This is a genomic window from Streptomyces sp. NPDC006551, assembly GCF_040611675.1.
Classification (GTDB): domain Bacteria; phylum Actinomycetota; class Actinomycetes; order Streptomycetales; family Streptomycetaceae; genus Streptomyces.
This window is the reverse complement of record NZ_JBEXOT010000075.1, coordinates 1-15,249: the sequence shown is the minus strand read 5'-3', so window position 1 is coordinate 15,249 and position 15,249 is coordinate 1. Positions and strand designations below refer to the sequence as shown.

Sequence of the window (15,249 nt, the reverse complement as noted above, 5' to 3'; positions counted from 1 at the left end):
TCCGGTCCCCCCCGTCATGACGGGGCGGACCGGAGAGTGCGCGTGTCGGCGGCCGCCGACCGGGAGTCGTGACGCTGTTCGCGCTCAGATCCGGCCGCGCGCGAGCCGGGTCAGCGGTCCGACCGGCGGCTTGGCGGTGGAGCGGCCGATGGCGAAGGCCGCGCCGGCGACTCCGGCGACCCCCGCCGCGGCTCCGGCCGCGATCGCCTTCCGCTGCTTGACGACCGTCCACGCCGTGGTGGCCGCGGTCGCCGCCTTGGCGGCGTTGGCCGTCAGGGTCTGCTGCCCGCTCTGGAGGCCGCTGGCCGCCGCACGGCCGACGCGCTTGGTGGCCTCGCCGGCGGACCGCGCACTCGCCGACGCGGTCTTCTCGGCATCACGTGCCGCCGACTCGACAGTGGCCGTGGCGTTCGACGCCTTCGTCTCCGCCCGCTTGGCCGTCGTCTTCTTGGCCGTCGTCTTCTTGGTCTGCGTGTTGTTGGCCTGCGTGGTGCGGGAATTCCTGGCGTTGTCGCTCTCTGCAGTCATGAGTTTCCTCCTTGCCGTTCAACCACTGATGAAACGGGGGGCGTTGCGCCGGTTTTCGTTACCGAGAAGATTCCGTCACGGAGAAGACTCCGTCACGGAGAGGATTCCGTCACGGCCGATCGAGTCACGGGGTAGCAATGACCCCAGCGGCCCCAGATCGAGATTGAGATCGTCCATCGAAAGGCCGTATCTCTCGCACAGCTCTTCCATTCGTTCGTGCAGGATCATCAGCGTCATGCCGATGCGTTCTTCCTGGTCCTCGCTGAGGTCTCCCTGGTCGACCCGGTGGACGGCGGTGCGTTCCATCAGCTGGCGGAGCAACTCGACGATGGTGAGGACGAGTTTGATGAGGTCCCGCTCCACCGTGTCCGGGTCCGTGGCCAGCCGTCGGGCCGTGGGGACCGCCTTCTTCGCCGTCGGGACCGTGTCCACGGTCTCGGGTGTTCGCTTCACTCTGGGGACCTCCTTGAGAAGAGTTCGGGAGCCGGTTCGTCACCGGTGACCGAACGGATGACCGCCCGGAGGTTGACATGGACCAGGTCCACGTCGGCGACGGACAGGACCAGGTCCCCGGTCAGTACCGCTCCCCCGTTCAGGAGGCGGTCCAGCAGGTCGATGAGGGCCACCGGCGGCCCGGCGAGAGGTTCCCTGTCCGGGAAGCCGTCGCCCGGAAACGGTGCGCTCATCGCGGCGCGCCCTCGTCCCCGCCCATCTCAGGTGTGGCGAAGGAGTACGGAGCCCAGGGGCCGGTCACCTCGACGTGGACGCCCGGCGCGCGCAGGGCCAGGGCACCGACGCGCTCCCGGAACCGGTCCACCTCCTCCGCGGGCACCAGGTACGCCTCGTTGCTGAGGTTCTCCCCGCGTTGCCGGGAAAGCTCCCCCTGCTGGGGGCGGTGCACCGCCCTGGCCCGGGAGAGCGCTTCCGCCGCCCTCCTCGCCTCGGCCGCGATGTCCCCGGCGGCGCGGTAGAGGTCCTGGGTGCCGAGCCGCTGGGCCCGCCGCTGAGCCAGATACGCCCGGCCGGGACTCGCCGGGGCGGCCGGCGACTCCGGCGGCGAGGCGGCCGCGTGCCGGGTGGCGGAGGCCGGGTCCGCGTAGACCTTCACTCCCAGCTCGACATGTCCGTCGAGCTCCGCGAGGAGTTGCTCGAAGGGAAGCCGCTGCTCGGTCAGCATGGCGACCACCCGGCGTTCGTCCAGGTAGACCGTCGCCAGGCGGAGGGGAAGCACGACCGTCTCGGCGAACGCGGCGTCGATCACGGCGTGATGGGCGCGGGCGAGCTCCTCGAGTCTTCCCAGGTCCTCCATCCGAGCACGCAGCGCGCTCTCGCCGAACACATCGGCCGGTACGGGCGAGACGAGTGCCACGAGCCCGCCGCCGTCACCGCCGCCACCGCCACCACCGTCACCGTCACCGTGGCCGTCGCCACCGATCAGCCGCAGCTCGTGGCCGTCCACTCCGGTCAGGCGGCCGACGGCGCCCCGGAGCGCGCCGTCGTCGCGGCCGACGGCGTACACGTACGTCAGCGTCGCCTCCGAGCCGTCCGAAGCGCCCGCACCGCGCACGGCGTCCGAGGCGTTCGCGGCGGAGGCAGCCGCCTCCCGGGTCCGCTCTCGTGTGCTCACCTCTCGTCCTCCTCCCGTACGACACCGGCATCGACATCGGGACCGGCACCGGATCCCGCACCGGCACCCGCGGAGCCGACCCCCGAGCGCAGCCGGGCGAGCTCCTCGCGCAGGCGCTCGTTCTCCTCGGCCAGGGGGTCCCTCCGGTCGAGCGCCGGCTCGTGCCGGCCCTCGACCGGAGGGACGGGGCGTGCCCGTGAGGAGAGCGAGGGGTCGTGCTCCCACCAGTCGATGCCCATCTCCTTCGCCTTGTCGACCGAGGCGACCAGCAGCCGGAGCTTGATCGTCAGGAGTTCGATGTCGAGGAGATTGATCTGGATGTCGCCGGCGATGACGATGCCCTTGTCGAGCACGCGCTCCAGGATGTCCGCGAGGTTGGCGGACGAGCCCTGCTGGCCGTGGACCGGCGCGGCGCGCGGTGGGGCGGGCATACGGCCTGCCAGTGAATCGGACACGGTTTGGTCCCTGTCTGTGTGCTGGTTCGCGGCCGGCTTCCGACGGCCGCGGTACGGCTCCGGTACGGCGGACGTCCTACGGCCGACCGTCACTCGGTACGGTCATGAGCTGTTCTCCCGTCGCCGGCGGTACTCCTCGATCTCGTCGAGCCGGTCCAGCAGCTCGTCCTCACGCCGGTCGAACTCCTCGGCGTCGATCCGGTCGTTCGCCAGGTCGTCCGCGAGCCGCGCCAGCTGTGCGCGCACCGGCTCCGGGTCGTAGTACTCCCGCTCCGCGGCGAGCAGCACCTGGTCGAGAACCCAGGCCGTGCCGCGTACGGGCGCCATCGGGAAGGTCAGCACGCCGGTGATGAGTCCCATGGCCGTCACCTCCCTCCCGGGGCGGTCACACGAAGCTGTACGGGGGAAGCGGCCCGGTCAGGGTGAAGGTGTACGCATCACCCAGCCGGTCGGCCTCTTCCTGCACGGCGCGTACGAAGGCGTCCGTCGACCCGGCCGGGACGAGGAACGACACGTTGAGGAAGTGGCTCGTTCCGGGTTCGCTGCGGGAGGCGCGGGCCGCGGCCGGGACGAGGCGCTGCATCGTCTCCTCGGCCTGGCCGCCGCCGCGGGCGGCCACCTCGTGGGCGACCAGCTCCCCCAGTGCGACCCGTTCCTCGTGGGCCGACGGGTCCGAGCGGGTGCGCTCGTTGAGCTGCCGTACCTGCTCGGACTGCGTCAGGATCTCGCGCAGCATGTCCTGCTCGTCCCGGGCGGCCTTGAGGTTGTACTCGACATGCCCGTCCAGTTCGGCCAGCCGCTCGCGGTAGGCCGGAGCCTCCCGGTCCAGTACCTCGGCCACCCGTTCGTCGTCCGGGCCGAGCAGTCCGAAGCGCATCGGCAGCGTCGCGCCGTCCGACATCAGGGCCTCGAGGACGTTCTCGTGGGCCAGTACGTCACGGCGCTTGGCCCGCAGGCCGGAGGGCGCGTCGCTGACGACCGCGGCCACGGTGCCGGTCGTGACGGTCCGCAGGGGCGCCGGGGGGTCGCCCACTCCATGGAGGTCGTCCAGCCGCAGTGGGTGGTCGGCACCGGTGATGGCGTAGACGTAAGTGGACATGCGCTACTCCTCGCTTCCCTGGGCTGACGAACGGCTGGAGGTGGTCTTGCGCGCCGACCGCTTCCGTGGCTCTTCCTCGGGTTCCTCGCGCTTGCCGTGCAAGGTGTCCGTGAATGCCTCGACGGCCCCGCTCAGTACGCCCTTCGACTTTCCTTTGGCGCCGTTCTCGGTCATGTCGCCGACGATCTCGGTCAGTTGGGTCGGCGCCTTTCGGCCCGATTCCAGATCGAGCCGGTTGCACGCCTCGGCGAACCGCAGATAGGTGTCCACACTGGCGACGACCACTCGGACGTCGATCTTGAGTATTTCGATCCCGACGAGGGAGACGCGTACGAACGCGTCGATCACGAGACCCCGGTCGAGAATGAGTTCCAGAACATCGTAGAGATTTCCGGAACCGCTTCCGCCGCTCGTCGCGTTGCTCTGCTGGACGAGTGTCACGATGAAACTCCTTCCGATGATGCCTGCCGGCGCCCGGCGCCCCCGGAGGGAGGAGCCTGCGCCCCGTCCGCCGTCAGCGGCGGTCGATCTGGCCTCGGGCGTAGCGTCTCGTCCGTTCGTACCCGACGAGTCGGCCCTCGGGGTCGAGAGCGACGCGGTAGGACGCCATGACGCTCATCGTGTCCGGGACCTTTTCGAGTTCGACCACTTCCACATCCGCCGACCAGCCTTCTTCGGTGGATTTCACCGCCGAGACGGATCCCGGCTCGCACCGGAGAAGTTCCGAGAGCTGAGCGGAGGCCCGTCTCATCGCGGTGGAGATGTCGATACGCTCGCCGGATTTCTTGTCACGTTCGTCGTCAGTCGCGTTCATGATCCCGCCTGTAGGCCTGGAAGATCGGCGCGGAGAATCTCTCCGTCCGCCGTCTGTGGCTGACGTTCGCGTGCCCGTGCGTCCGGAACGTATGCGTACCTCATGGCAATTCGACGGAGCGACCGCGCAGGAGCCGCGCGCGCTCCCGCCGGACCCCGCTTCCGGCAACCGCTTTCACAGGGCGTCGAGCAGCCGGCCGTATGACCGAGGGGTCCTGCGCACCGTGCCTTACCGGCCGACGAGGGACGCGGCCCCCCGATGGCGATATGATCTCCAACTCGCGAATGATGGAGGACAGTTATGAGCGACCGCCCCGTCCACACGGTCGAAGTCCCGCTCGGTGACGGCAGTGACGAGTTCGTGCGTGTCCAGATCCGGGAGGTGGACGAGACGCTCGTCCGCGTGGGTCGAGGAGGCCGCTCCATCGCGAGGGCCGGACGGTCGCTCGGAGAGATGCTGGACACCGTAGGCCCTGTGGCGGACAGCTTCGTGGAGCGGTTCAAGGGACTCGCGAACGCGCCGGACGAGATCACCCTGGAGTTCGGGGTGTCCCTGTCGGCCGAGGCGGACGTGGTGATCGCCAGTACGGCGACGGCGGCCAACTTCTCCGTGAGTCTGACCTGGAACAGGGGCGACGCGAAGGACGCCGCCGGAAACACCGCGCCGGGGAATTGAGCCGGCCAGGTCGCCGGTCAGGCACAAGCGGGGGCACGTGACACGGAGGTCACAGTGACGGGGGTTCGGGGGCGGGACGCCGAGGAGGCCGAGTCGGCGCTGGTGTCGGCGGTCGTCCGGGTGAAGGGGCCGGACGGAGCGATCGGCGGCGCGGGCTTCCTCATCGCTCCCGATCTCGTGCTGACCTGCGCCCATGTGGTGTCGGACGCTCTCGACCGGCCCCGCGAGCACCCGGTCGAGGCGGGGACCGAGGTCACGGTCGACCTGCCGCTGGCCGGGAACGCCGACGGCGTCGACGGGGGCGACCGAAGCGCGACGGTCCAGCGATGGATACCGATCAGGCCCGATCAGACCGGGGACATCGCCGTCCTGCGGTTACGGGACCGGATCCCCGGAGCCCGTCCGCTTCCGATGACCGACCCGCCGCACGGCGTGTGGGACCACGACGCGCGCTCCGTGGGCTTCACCGACGACCACCCGGACGGCATCTGGCAGAGCGGCAGATTCCGTGGTCCCACCCGTCAGGGCTGGATCCAGCTCGCGCGGTCCGACGGCGAGGCCGTGTACGTCAAGGGCGGCTTCAGCGGCAGCCCGGTCTGGGACGACGAGTCGGGTGCCGCCGTCGGGATGATGGTGGCGGCGCAGCCGGTGCGCGAGGCCCAGCAGGCGTTCGTCCTGCGGATGAGAACCCTCCTGAGGGAAGTGCCCGAACTCGCCCCGGCCGTGAGCCCGGCGACGCCCTTCCGTGGCCTGTCCACCTTCCAGGAGGACGACGCGGATGTCTTCTTCGGCCGGGACGACGACATCGACCGAGTCGTCACCGCCCTTCGGGGCGATCACCCCACCGTCACGGTGTACGGCCCCTCGGGGTGCGGCAAGTCGTCGCTCGCGCTGGCCGGTGTGGCGCCGAGGATGCGGGAGAGCGGTTACCGGATCCTCCGTATCGACGCCGTACGCTTCACCTCCGTGCGGGCCGCGCTGGCCGCCGAACTGTTCGAGGCCGTGAGGTCGGGGCAGTGTGGCCCCCCGCGCGCGGAAAGCGCCGACCAGGTCGAGGAGTGGCTCGCGAGGCTGGGGCTGGCGGACACCGTCCACCGTGCCCTGGGTGCGTCGGCCGGCCGCGTTCTCGTCGTACTCGACCAGGCCGAAGCGCTCCTGGACTCCTCCGAGGCCGTGACCGAGGAGGTCGCCGGTCTGCTGTTCCCCGAGCGCCGGCAGGACGGGGTACGGGTGCTGGTCACGCTGCGGGCCGACTTCATGGACGCGGCGCTGAACCACGCGCACCTCGGCTCCGCGTTGAAGAGGGGCGTGACGGTCCCGCTCACGCCGATGTCCCGGGATCAGCTCGCCGAGGTGATCAGGGAACCGGTCGCGCGCGTCCCGGCCGTGGAGTACGACCCGGGCCTTGAGCGGCGCATCCTCGACGACGCGGGCGGCGAGCCGGGCATCCTGCCCCTGCTGGGATTCGTCCTGGCCCAGCTGTGGGAGCACAGAACGGCCGGCCGCCTGCGGACCGCGACGTACGAGGAGAACGAGGGCGTGTCCGGCGCCCTCAGGCTCCATGCCGAGCAGGCATGGCGGGAGTGCGTCGAGAAGCAGCACACAGGCCAGGACGGGGCCGGGGACAAGACCGACCAGGAAGCGCTGCGGCTGCTCACCGGCCTGGTCCGGGTGCTGCCCGGCAGTGAGGCTCCGCTGCGCCGCATGCTCACTCGAGAAGAAGCCGGCGAGACGCGGTGGCGGATCGCGACCTCGCTCGCCGAGCGGCGGCTGCTCGTCCTGCACGGTGCCGAGGGAGAATCGCAGAGCGTCGAACTCGCCCACGAGGCGCTGATCAGCGCCTGGCCGACGCTCGCGCGGCAGGTGAGGGCCGACGGGGAGTTCCTGGCCGGCCGGGCCGAACTCGCACACGACCTGGACCGCTGGCAGAAGGCGGACAGGCCCCCGGAACTCCTGCCCGGCTCGCTGCAACTCCTCTCCCTGCGGAGCCGGCTGCGCGGCCGCGAGGCGGAGCTGACCCCGGCGGAACGGGACTTCCTCGAACGCGCGCGGCGGCGTCACCGTACGCGGCGGAACCGCGTACGTGCCGCGTGGATCGCGTCCGCCCTGGTACTCGCGCTGATCGCCGGGCTTGCCACCTTCCTCGTCCACCAGTCACAGGTCAACGCGCGGCAGGAGGCGGAAGGACGGTCGCGCTCGCTGGCCTCCCTCTCGGACGAGCTGACGAAGCGGGATCCGGGGCTGGCCGCCCTGGTCGCCATCGGGGCCCATGACATCGCGCCGACGCAGGAGGCCCGCAACGCACTGCTGCGCGGTTACGACCGGTTCAGGGAAGACTCCTGGGCATTGACCGGCACCGAGTCACCCGTGAGGGACGTGGCGACGAGTACGGACGGCGCGGTGACCCTCGTGACGACCGAGATCGGAAGGTCGGTGAGCGGACGGAGCGGCGCCGTGCTGTTCGTCCGGAAGCCCGGCGGAAAGGTCCACCGCGAGTATCTGCGTCTCGACGGTCAGGTCCGCTACCCGCTGGTCAGCAGGGACGGGCGGAGGATCGCCTACCTGTCGGCGCGGCGGGGCGGCACCCTCGTCTGGTACGACGTGCGTCGTGACGCCGAGGACGTCCTGGGCCCGCCGCGCACCGTCCACCACAGCGACTTCGGTGACATCCCGGTGGCCTCGTTCGGTCAGAGCCTCGGCCTCGCCGACTTCTCGCCCGACGCCGGTGAGGTGGTCATGGTGGTGGGCGGGCGGGCCCGGCTCTGGGAGCTGGCGACGAGGAAGGGGCGGGGGCTGCCCTCAGGCGTGCCCGCTCTGGAGAAGGTGTGGTTCGGCCCGGACGAGAACACGCTCGTGGCCCAGCCACGATACGGGCCCGGGACGAACGCGGACTCCTCCGTGATGGCCGTCGACATCACCACGGGCGGGACGCGTGAGCTGGCGAACGGCGTCAGTACGTCGGCGCGGCCGCGTCTGGCCCTGTCGGGCGACGGCGGTGTGCTGGCGTTCTGCCGGAAGGGGCGAGGCGGTCAGGGCGCCGTGTACCGGGCGGTCCGTGTGACGGACGGTCGATCGCTCGCCACCCACACGCCCGACTCCACCGTCCGGCCCTGCGATCACGCGATCGCCATCGACGGCACCGGCGAACACTTCGCCGTACGGGGATTGCTGAACGAGTGGACGATCGTCGACACGCGGCCGGGCGGGCCGGTGCGAGAGGCGACCGGTCCCCGCGAGCTGCCCGACGCCGACGACCTGACCCTCGTCGGAGCCCCTGGGGAGCCGGTCCTGGTCACCTGGGACGAGACCGCCGTGACCGGACGCCCGCTGAGCACCGGAACCGTCGTCGCCGACAGCCCGCCGGTGCTGCTCGGCGAGGGCGAGGGCAAGGGCAAGGGCGAGGGCGAGGGCAACGAGATGCTGGTGCGTATGAGCGAGGGCGGGAACGCCCTCGGTCTCACACGCATGGACGTACGCGGAAGGACGACGGTCCTCAAGAAGGTGCCGCGGCCGTCGAGAACCACCTGGATGGCTCCGCAGGAGACAGGCCCGAGCATCGGCGTCAACCGGGCCCAGACACTCGCGGCCGATCTCGTCGGCCGGAACAGGATCCGGGTCTGGGCGGTCCCGTCCCTGCGCCAGGTCACGGACGTCACGACCGCCGCGCCCCCCGTCGACCGGGCCGGGAAGGCGCGGGACGACGTGGAGTTCTACTTCGTCGAGGACGACGAGCTGCTGACGGTCTCCGGCGGCCTGATCGAGCACTGGAACGCCCGGACCGGCCGGCGGTTGTCCAAGACGATCGACGTACGCGATCTGGGGCTCACCGAGCAGGACCCGCCGCGGTTCACGGTGTCCAGACACCCCGAACCGGGACACACGCAGCTCATGGTCGAGGGCAGCCCGGTCATCCACGCCATAGATCTGCGAACGGGCAAGGAGAACAAGGCACTTCTGCTGCGCTTCGGCCCGGAGGTCGATCGCGCCATCCTGGACGACAGCGGACGGTACGCGGCCGTGGAGCTCATGGGCGGCATGGCGGAGGTCTGGTCGGTGCGGCCCGGACGACCCGTGGAGCGGGTGCTCGGCCCCCTCGGCCCCCTCCACCCGTACGACATGTACCAGGCGGGGTTCCTGCGGGACCGCGCGGAGTTCTTCCTGGCCAACGGGAGCTCCATCCGCTTCCAGAACCTGACCGATTCCAGCGGCGGAGACTTCTACAGCTTCACGGAGGAGCAGGAGTTCCTCGCGGCCTCCAAGGACGGCAAGGCCCTGTTGCGACTCGCCGACGACAACGGCATGAACCTCCTCCGCCTCGATGCCGAGCTGTGGAAGAACCAGCTGTGCGAGACCCTCGGCCGCGGCCCGACCGAGGACGAACGCCGGGGCCTTCCCACCTGGCTTCCGCACGGGATCTGCCCCGGCTGAGCCCCGTCCAGCGGGGAATGAATCCTTTCACGCTTACTCGGTCGGCCATCTTGACCATGAAAGAAGCGGGGGCTTAGCTTTACTGAAACGATTCACAAGCAGGCCCAGCTTCCGAGGTGGCTCATGACTGATGTGCACGAGGCCGTGAAGGCCGCTCTCAAGGCCCAGGCCGTCGAGACGCCCTCCTGGGCCTACGGCAACTCCGGAACGCGGTTCAAGGTGTTCACGCAGCCGGGCGTCCCCCGCACTCCGCGGGAGAAGCTCGACGACGCGGCGAAGGTTCACGAGTTCACCGGAGCGGCTCCCACCGTCGCCCTGCACATCCCGTGGGACGAGGTCGACGACTACGCCGCTCTGGCCGCGTACGCGGAAGAGCGGGGCGTGCGGCTGGGCACCATCAACTCGAACACCTTCCAGGACGACGACTACCGGCTCGGCAGCGTGTGTCACCCCGACGCCAAGGTGCGCCGCAAGGCCGTGGACCACCTGCTCGCGTGCGTCGACATCATGGACGCGACGGGTTCCAGGGATCTGAAGCTCTGGTTCGCGGACGGCACCAACTACCCCGGCCAGGACGACGTCCGTGAGCGACAGGACCGGCTGTCCGAAGCCCTGCGCGAGGTGTACGACCGGCTCGGCGAGGGCCAGCGCATGCTGCTGGAGTACAAGTTCTTCGAGCCCGCCTTCTACACCACCGACGTCCCGGACTGGGGAACCGCCTACGCCCACTGCCTGAAGCTGGGTCCCAAGGCCCGGGTCGTGGTGGACACCGGGCATCACGCGCCGGGCACGAACATCGAGTTCATCGTCGCCACGCTGCTGCGCGAGGGGAAGCTCGGCGGCTTCGACTTCAACTCCCGCTTCTACGCCGACGACGACCTCATGGCCGGCGCCGCGGACCCCTTCCAGCTGTTCCGGATCATGTACGAGGTGGTCAGGGGCGAGGGCCTCGGCCCCGAGGTCGCGTTCATGCTCGACCAGTGCCACAACATCGAGGCCAAGATCCCCGCGATCATCCGCTCCGTCATGAACGTGCAGGAGGCGACCGCCAAGGCCCTCCTGGTGGACCGCCAGGCACTCGCCGCCGCCCAGCGGTCCGGTGACGTACTGGGCGCGAACGCCGTACTGATGGACGCGTACGACACCGACGTACGCCCGCTGCTGGCCGAGGTCCGTGAGGAGTTGGGTCTCGCCCCGGATCCGGTTGCCGCCTATCACCGCTCGGGCTGGGCACGGAAGGTCACGGAGGAGCGCGTCGGCGGCGCGCCCGCGGGATGGGGCGCCTGACCGAGCGCCCCGTCACGGGAACGCCTCACCCAGAGGGCCCCTCCCCGCCGCCCGTCACGGGAACGCCTCACCCAGAGGCCCCCTCCCCGCGCCCCGTCGCTGGAAGCCTCCTCCGGAGGCGCCTCCCCCCTCACTCTCCACGTTCGTCACGTCTCGAAGGACGATCCATGTCTTCCGCACTCCATCCCGCACCGGCCGCCCTGCTGGCCCGCTCCCACCGTCTCGGCTCGGATCCCCGCAACACCAACTACGCCGGCGGCAACACCTCGGCGAAGGGAACCACCACGGATCCCGTGACCGGTACGGACGTCGAGCTGATGTGGGTGAAGGGCTCGGGCGGCGATCTCGGCACCCTGACCGAGGACGGGCTCGCGGTCCTGCTGCCGGACCGGCTGCGGGCGCTCAAGGACGTGTATCCGGGGGCGGAGCGCGAGGACGAGATGGTCGCCGCGTTCGACCACTGTCTGTACGGGAAGGGCGGCGCGGCCCCCTCCATCGACACCGCGATGCACGGCCTGGTCGAGGCCGCCCACGTCGACCATCTCCACCCGGACTCCGGCATCGCCCTGGCCTGCGCGGCGGACGGCGAGAAGCTGACCGCCGAGTGCTTCGGCGACCGCGTGGTGTGGGTGCCGTGGCGCCGCCCCGGCTTCCAGCTCGGCCTCGACATCGCCGCCGTCAAGGCCGCGAATCCGCGGGCGATCGGCTGCGTCCTCGGTGGGCACGGCATCACCGCCTGGGGTGACACCTCGGAGGAGTGCGAGGCCAACTCGCTGCACATCATCCGCACCGCCGAGGCGTTCCTCGCCGAGCGGGGCGGGCCCGAGCCGTTCGGTCCGGTCGTCCAGGGGTACGAGGCGCTGCCGGAGCGGGCGCGCCGGGAACGCGCCGCCGCCCTCGCCCCGCACATCCGCGCCCTCGCCTCCCAGGACCGGCCGCAGGTCGGCCACTTCACCGACGCCGACGTCGTCCTGGACTTCCTGGCCCGTGCCGAGCACCCTCGCCTGGCGGCGCTCGGCACCTCCTGCCCCGACCACTTCCTGCGGACGAAGGTCCGGCCCTTGGTCCTGGACCTTCCGGCCACGGCGCCGCCGGAGGAGGCGGTCGGCCGTCTGAAGGAGCTGCACGCCGCCTACCGGGAGGAGTACGCCGCGTACTACGCCCGGCACGCCACCGCCGGCTCCCCCGCGATGCGCGGCGCCGACCCTGCGATCGTGCTGATCCCCGGCGTGGGCATGTTCTCCTTCGGCAAGGACAAGCAGACGGCGCGGGTGGCGGGCGAGTTCTACGTCAACGCGATCAACGTCATGCGCGGTGCCGAGGCCGTCTCCTCGTACGCGCCCATCGAGGAGTCGGAGAAGTTCCGCATCGAGTACTGGGAGCTGGAGGAGGCCAAGCTGCGGCGCCTGCCGAAGTCCAAGCCCCTGGCGACCAGGGTCGCCCTGGTCACGGGGGCGGGCAGCGGCATCGGCCGGGCGATCGCCCACCGGCTGGCGGCGGAGGGCGCGTGCGTGGTCGTCGCCGACCTGGACGCCGAGAGCGCGGCGGCGGTGGCCGAGGACCTGGGAGGCCCGGACAGGGCGGTGCCGGTGACGGTCGACGTCACCGACGAGCGGCAGATCACCCAGGCGTTCGAGACCGCGGTGCTCGCCTTCGGCGGGGTCGATCTCGTCGTCAACAACGCGGGCGTCTCGATCTCCAAGCCGCTGCTGGAGACGACGGCGAACGACTGGGACGTGCAGCACGCCATCATGGCCCGCGGCTCCTTCCTCGTCTCCCGGGAAGCCGCCCGTGTGATGATCGCGCAGGGCCTCGGCGGCGACATCGTGTACATCGCGTCCAAGAACGCCGTCTTCGCCGGCCCCAACAACATCGCCTACTCCGCCACCAAGGCCGACCAGGCCCACCAGGTCCGCCTGCTCGCCGCCGAACTGGGCGAGCACGGCATCCGGGTCAACGGGGTCAACCCCGACGGGGTGGTGCGCGGTTCGGGGATCTTCGCGGGCGGCTGGGGCGCCCAGCGGGCGGCGACGTACGGCATCGAGGAGGAGAAGCTCGGCGAGTTCTACGCCCAGCGCACCCTCCTCAAGCGGGAGGTCCTGCCGGAGCATGTGGCCGGCGCGGTCTTCGCCCTCACCGGGGGCGACCTCACCCACACCACCGGCCTCCACATCCCCGTGGACGCCGGAGTCGCCGCCGCCTTCCTGCGATGAGCGGACGGACGAAGGCGTTCGCCGCGGTCGACCTCGGCGCGAGCAGCGGGCGCGTCATGGTCGGCCGCGTCGGACGGGACCTGCTGGACCTGACCGAGGTCCAGCGGTTCCCGAACCGTCCGTGCCGCCTCCCCGAGGGGCTGCGCTGGGACATCCTCGCCCTGTACTCCGGCATCCTGGACGGGCTGCGAGCCGCCGGCCCGGTCGACTCCGTCGGCGTCGACAGCTGGGCCGTGGACTACGGCCTGCTCGACGCCGACGGAAACCTGCTCGGACCTCCCGTCCACTACCGCGACTCCCGCACCGAGGGCGTGGCGGAGAGGGTGTGGGAAAAGATCCCATCGGAGCGGTTGTACGCCGAGACGGGTGTCCAGTACGCCCCGTTCAACACCCTGTACCAGCTGGTGGCGGCCCAGGGCACGGCTCAGCTCGCGGCAGCGCGGCGCCTGCTCCTGATCCCCGACCTGATCACGTACTGGTTGACGGGCGAGCAGGGAACGGAGGTGACCAACGCCTCGACGACCCAGCTGATCGATCCCCGCACGGGCGGCTGGGCGCCGGGAGTGGCGGAGGCGGTGGGTGTCGACCTCGGCCTCTTCGCGCCTCTGCGGCGCCCCGGTGACCCTGCGGGCACGCTGCTGCCCCACGTACGGGAGTACATCGGGGCGAGCGCCCCGGTGCCGGTCACGGCGGTGGGTTCGCACGACACGGCGTCCGCCGTGGCAGGCGTGCCCGCCGGGAGGGGCGAGCGATACGCCTACATCTGTACGGGCACCTGGTCGCTGGCCGGGCTCGAACTCGAGGCGCCCGTGCTGACGGAGGCGAGCAGGGCCGCGAATTTCACCAACGAGTTGGGCGTCGACGGAACGGTCCGCTATCTGCGCAACATCATGGGCCTGTGGCTGCTTCAGGAGTGCATGCGCGCCTGGGGCGAGAGCGATGTCGTCGGGCTGCTGCGGAAGGCCGCCGAGGCGCCCGGTCTCCGGTCGGTGGTGGACGCGTCCGACACCGCTTTCCTCGCGCCGGACCGGATGCCCGAGCGGATCGCCGAGGCGTGCCGGAGCACCGGCCAACCGGTCCCCTCGACGCGCGGTGAGACGACGCGCTGCATCCTCGATTCGCTCGCGCTGGCCCACCGTCGGGCGATCGACGAGGCGCAGCGGCTCGCCGACCACCCCGTCGACGTGGTGTACATGGTGGGGGGCGCGGCCCGGAACGCCCTCCTGTGCCGGCTCACCGCCGACGCGTGCGGGCTGCCCGTCGTCGCCGGCCCGGTGGAGGCGGCGGCGCTGGGCAATGTCCTGGTCCAGGCACGTGCGTACGGACTGGTCGAGGACCGCGCCGCGATGCGCGAACTCCTCGCCCGTACGCAGCCGTCACGCCGGTACGAACCGTCGGGCGACAGGGCCGCCTGGGACGCGGCGGCCCGCCGGATCGAGGCGTAGACCCGGCCATGAACCTCCGGGTCGGCGCGGCCCCCGACACCGTGCCCACCCGGAGCCCTACTGATGGAATCGAAGGAGCCGCGATGCGTGTCGCTCTCTTCCTCACCTGTGTCAACGACACGCTCTATCCGGACACGGGCCGCGCCGTGGTGAGACTCCTGACCCGGCTGGGCGTCGACGTCGACTTTCCGATGGGCCAGACCTGTTGCGGGCAGCCCCACTACAACACCGGCCACCGGCGCCAGGCCGAGCCGCTCGCCCGGCGGTTCGCCGAGGTGTTCGGCGGCTACGACGCGATCGTCACTCCGTCCGGCTCCTGCGGGGCGATGGTCCGCGAGCTGTACCCGCGCATGGGCGAGCGGGCGCGGGCGGAGGGCCGGGGGGACGCACTCGCCCGGGCGGTCGCCCCCGTCGTTCCGAAGACGTACGAGCTGACGGAGTTTCTGGTGGATGTGGTGGGGGTGACGGATGTGGGTGCGTACTTTCCGCACCGGGTCACGTACCACCCCTCGTGTCACGGTCTGCGCGGCCTCGGTCTCGGTGACCGGCCGAGGCGTTTGCTGGAGGCGGTCAAGGGCCTTGAGCTGGTGGAGTTGCCGGGTGCGGAGGAGTGCTGTGGCTTCGGGGGGACGTTCGCGGTGAAGAACGCGGAGGTGTCGGCGGCGATGGGCCGGGACA

General features: G+C 71.0%; 15 protein-coding genes. 6 read left to right on the top strand and 9 right to left on the bottom strand.

Annotated features, from left to right (window positions below; translation table 11 throughout):
- Nucleotides 1-84: 84 nt before the first annotated feature.
- The 9 genes from ABZY12_RS33565 to ABZY12_RS33525 all read right to left on the bottom strand — a co-directional run bounded on the left by ABZY12_RS33565 (nt 85) and on the right by ABZY12_RS33525 (nt 4,523).
- On the bottom strand, nt 85-528 hold the full coding sequence (locus ABZY12_RS33565) for a hypothetical protein (protein WP_356897121.1): 444 nt from the start codon (nt 526-528) through the stop codon (nt 85-87).
- A gap of 75 nt (nt 529-603) precedes the next feature.
- Entirely contained in the window at nt 604-981 is a 378-nt protein-coding gene (locus tag ABZY12_RS33560; RefSeq protein ID WP_356897119.1) for a gas vesicle protein K, read from the bottom strand.
- Nucleotides 978-1,214, bottom strand: coding sequence for a gas vesicle protein (locus tag ABZY12_RS33555; RefSeq protein WP_356897117.1), 237 nt, complete (start codon nt 1,212-1,214; stop codon nt 978-980). Before ABZY12_RS33555 ends, ABZY12_RS33560 begins: the two co-directional genes overlap by 4 nt.
- Nucleotides 1,211-2,155, bottom strand: coding sequence for a GvpL/GvpF family gas vesicle protein (locus tag ABZY12_RS33550; RefSeq protein WP_356897115.1), 945 nt, complete (start codon nt 2,153-2,155; stop codon nt 1,211-1,213). Before ABZY12_RS33550 ends, ABZY12_RS33555 begins: the two co-directional genes overlap by 4 nt.
- The gene (locus ABZY12_RS33545; RefSeq protein WP_356897123.1) at nt 2,152-2,586 is read right to left on the bottom strand and encodes a gas vesicle protein; all 435 of its coding nucleotides are present in this window, start codon (nt 2,584-2,586) and stop codon (nt 2,152-2,154) included. The genes ABZY12_RS33550 and ABZY12_RS33545 overlap by 4 nt, the downstream gene beginning before the upstream one ends.
- Nucleotides 2,587-2,712: 126 nt before the next feature.
- Nucleotides 2,713-2,970, bottom strand: a complete 258-nt coding sequence (locus tag ABZY12_RS33540) for a gas vesicle protein GvpG (RefSeq protein ID WP_356897113.1) — start codon at nt 2,968-2,970, stop codon at nt 2,713-2,715.
- A 25-nt stretch (nt 2,971-2,995) separates the two neighbouring features.
- The gene (locus tag ABZY12_RS33535) at nt 2,996-3,709 is read right to left on the bottom strand and encodes a GvpL/GvpF family gas vesicle protein (RefSeq protein ID WP_356897111.1); all 714 of its coding nucleotides are present in this window, start codon (nt 3,707-3,709) and stop codon (nt 2,996-2,998) included.
- Nucleotides 3,710-3,712: 3 nt separating this feature from the next.
- Nucleotides 3,713-4,150: a gas vesicle structural protein GvpA gene (locus ABZY12_RS33530; RefSeq protein ID WP_356897109.1), complete on the bottom strand. Its 438-nt coding sequence runs from the start codon at nt 4,148-4,150 to the stop codon at nt 3,713-3,715.
- A 73-nt stretch (nt 4,151-4,223) separates the two neighbouring features.
- Nucleotides 4,224-4,523 (bottom strand): gas vesicle protein, encoded by a 300-nt coding sequence (locus tag ABZY12_RS33525; protein WP_356897107.1) that lies wholly within the window; start codon nt 4,521-4,523, stop codon nt 4,224-4,226.
- Between the two features lie 300 nt (nt 4,524-4,823).
- Here ABZY12_RS33525 and ABZY12_RS33520 point away from each other — a divergent pair, with 300 nt between their 5' ends.
- From ABZY12_RS33520 to ABZY12_RS33495, 6 genes are all read left to right on the top strand, one after another.
- A complete protein-coding gene (locus ABZY12_RS33520) occupies nt 4,824-5,198 on the top strand; it encodes a CU044_2847 family protein (protein ID WP_356897105.1) in 375 nt (124 codons plus the stop codon).
- A 54-nt stretch (nt 5,199-5,252) separates the two neighbouring features.
- Nucleotides 5,253-9,626, top strand: coding sequence for a serine protease (locus ABZY12_RS33515; RefSeq protein ID WP_356897103.1), 4,374 nt, complete (start codon nt 5,253-5,255; stop codon nt 9,624-9,626).
- Between the two features lie 123 nt (nt 9,627-9,749).
- The gene (rhaI, locus tag ABZY12_RS33510; protein ID WP_356897101.1) at nt 9,750-10,913 is read left to right on the top strand and encodes an L-rhamnose isomerase; all 1,164 of its coding nucleotides are present in this window, start codon (nt 9,750-9,752) and stop codon (nt 10,911-10,913) included.
- A gap of 167 nt (nt 10,914-11,080) precedes the next feature.
- Complete coding sequence (locus tag ABZY12_RS33505; protein ID WP_356897099.1) at nt 11,081-13,126, top strand: bifunctional aldolase/short-chain dehydrogenase; 2,046 nt, start codon at nt 11,081-11,083, stop codon at nt 13,124-13,126.
- Nucleotides 13,123-14,571, top strand: a complete 1,449-nt coding sequence (locus ABZY12_RS33500; RefSeq protein ID WP_356897097.1) for a rhamnulokinase family protein — start codon at nt 13,123-13,125, stop codon at nt 14,569-14,571. Before ABZY12_RS33505 ends, ABZY12_RS33500 begins: the two co-directional genes overlap by 4 nt.
- Nucleotides 14,572-14,654: 83 nt before the next feature.
- Nucleotides 14,655-15,249 (top strand): (Fe-S)-binding protein (locus tag ABZY12_RS33495; RefSeq protein WP_356897095.1); only part of this gene is annotated, 595 nt, incomplete at its 3' end.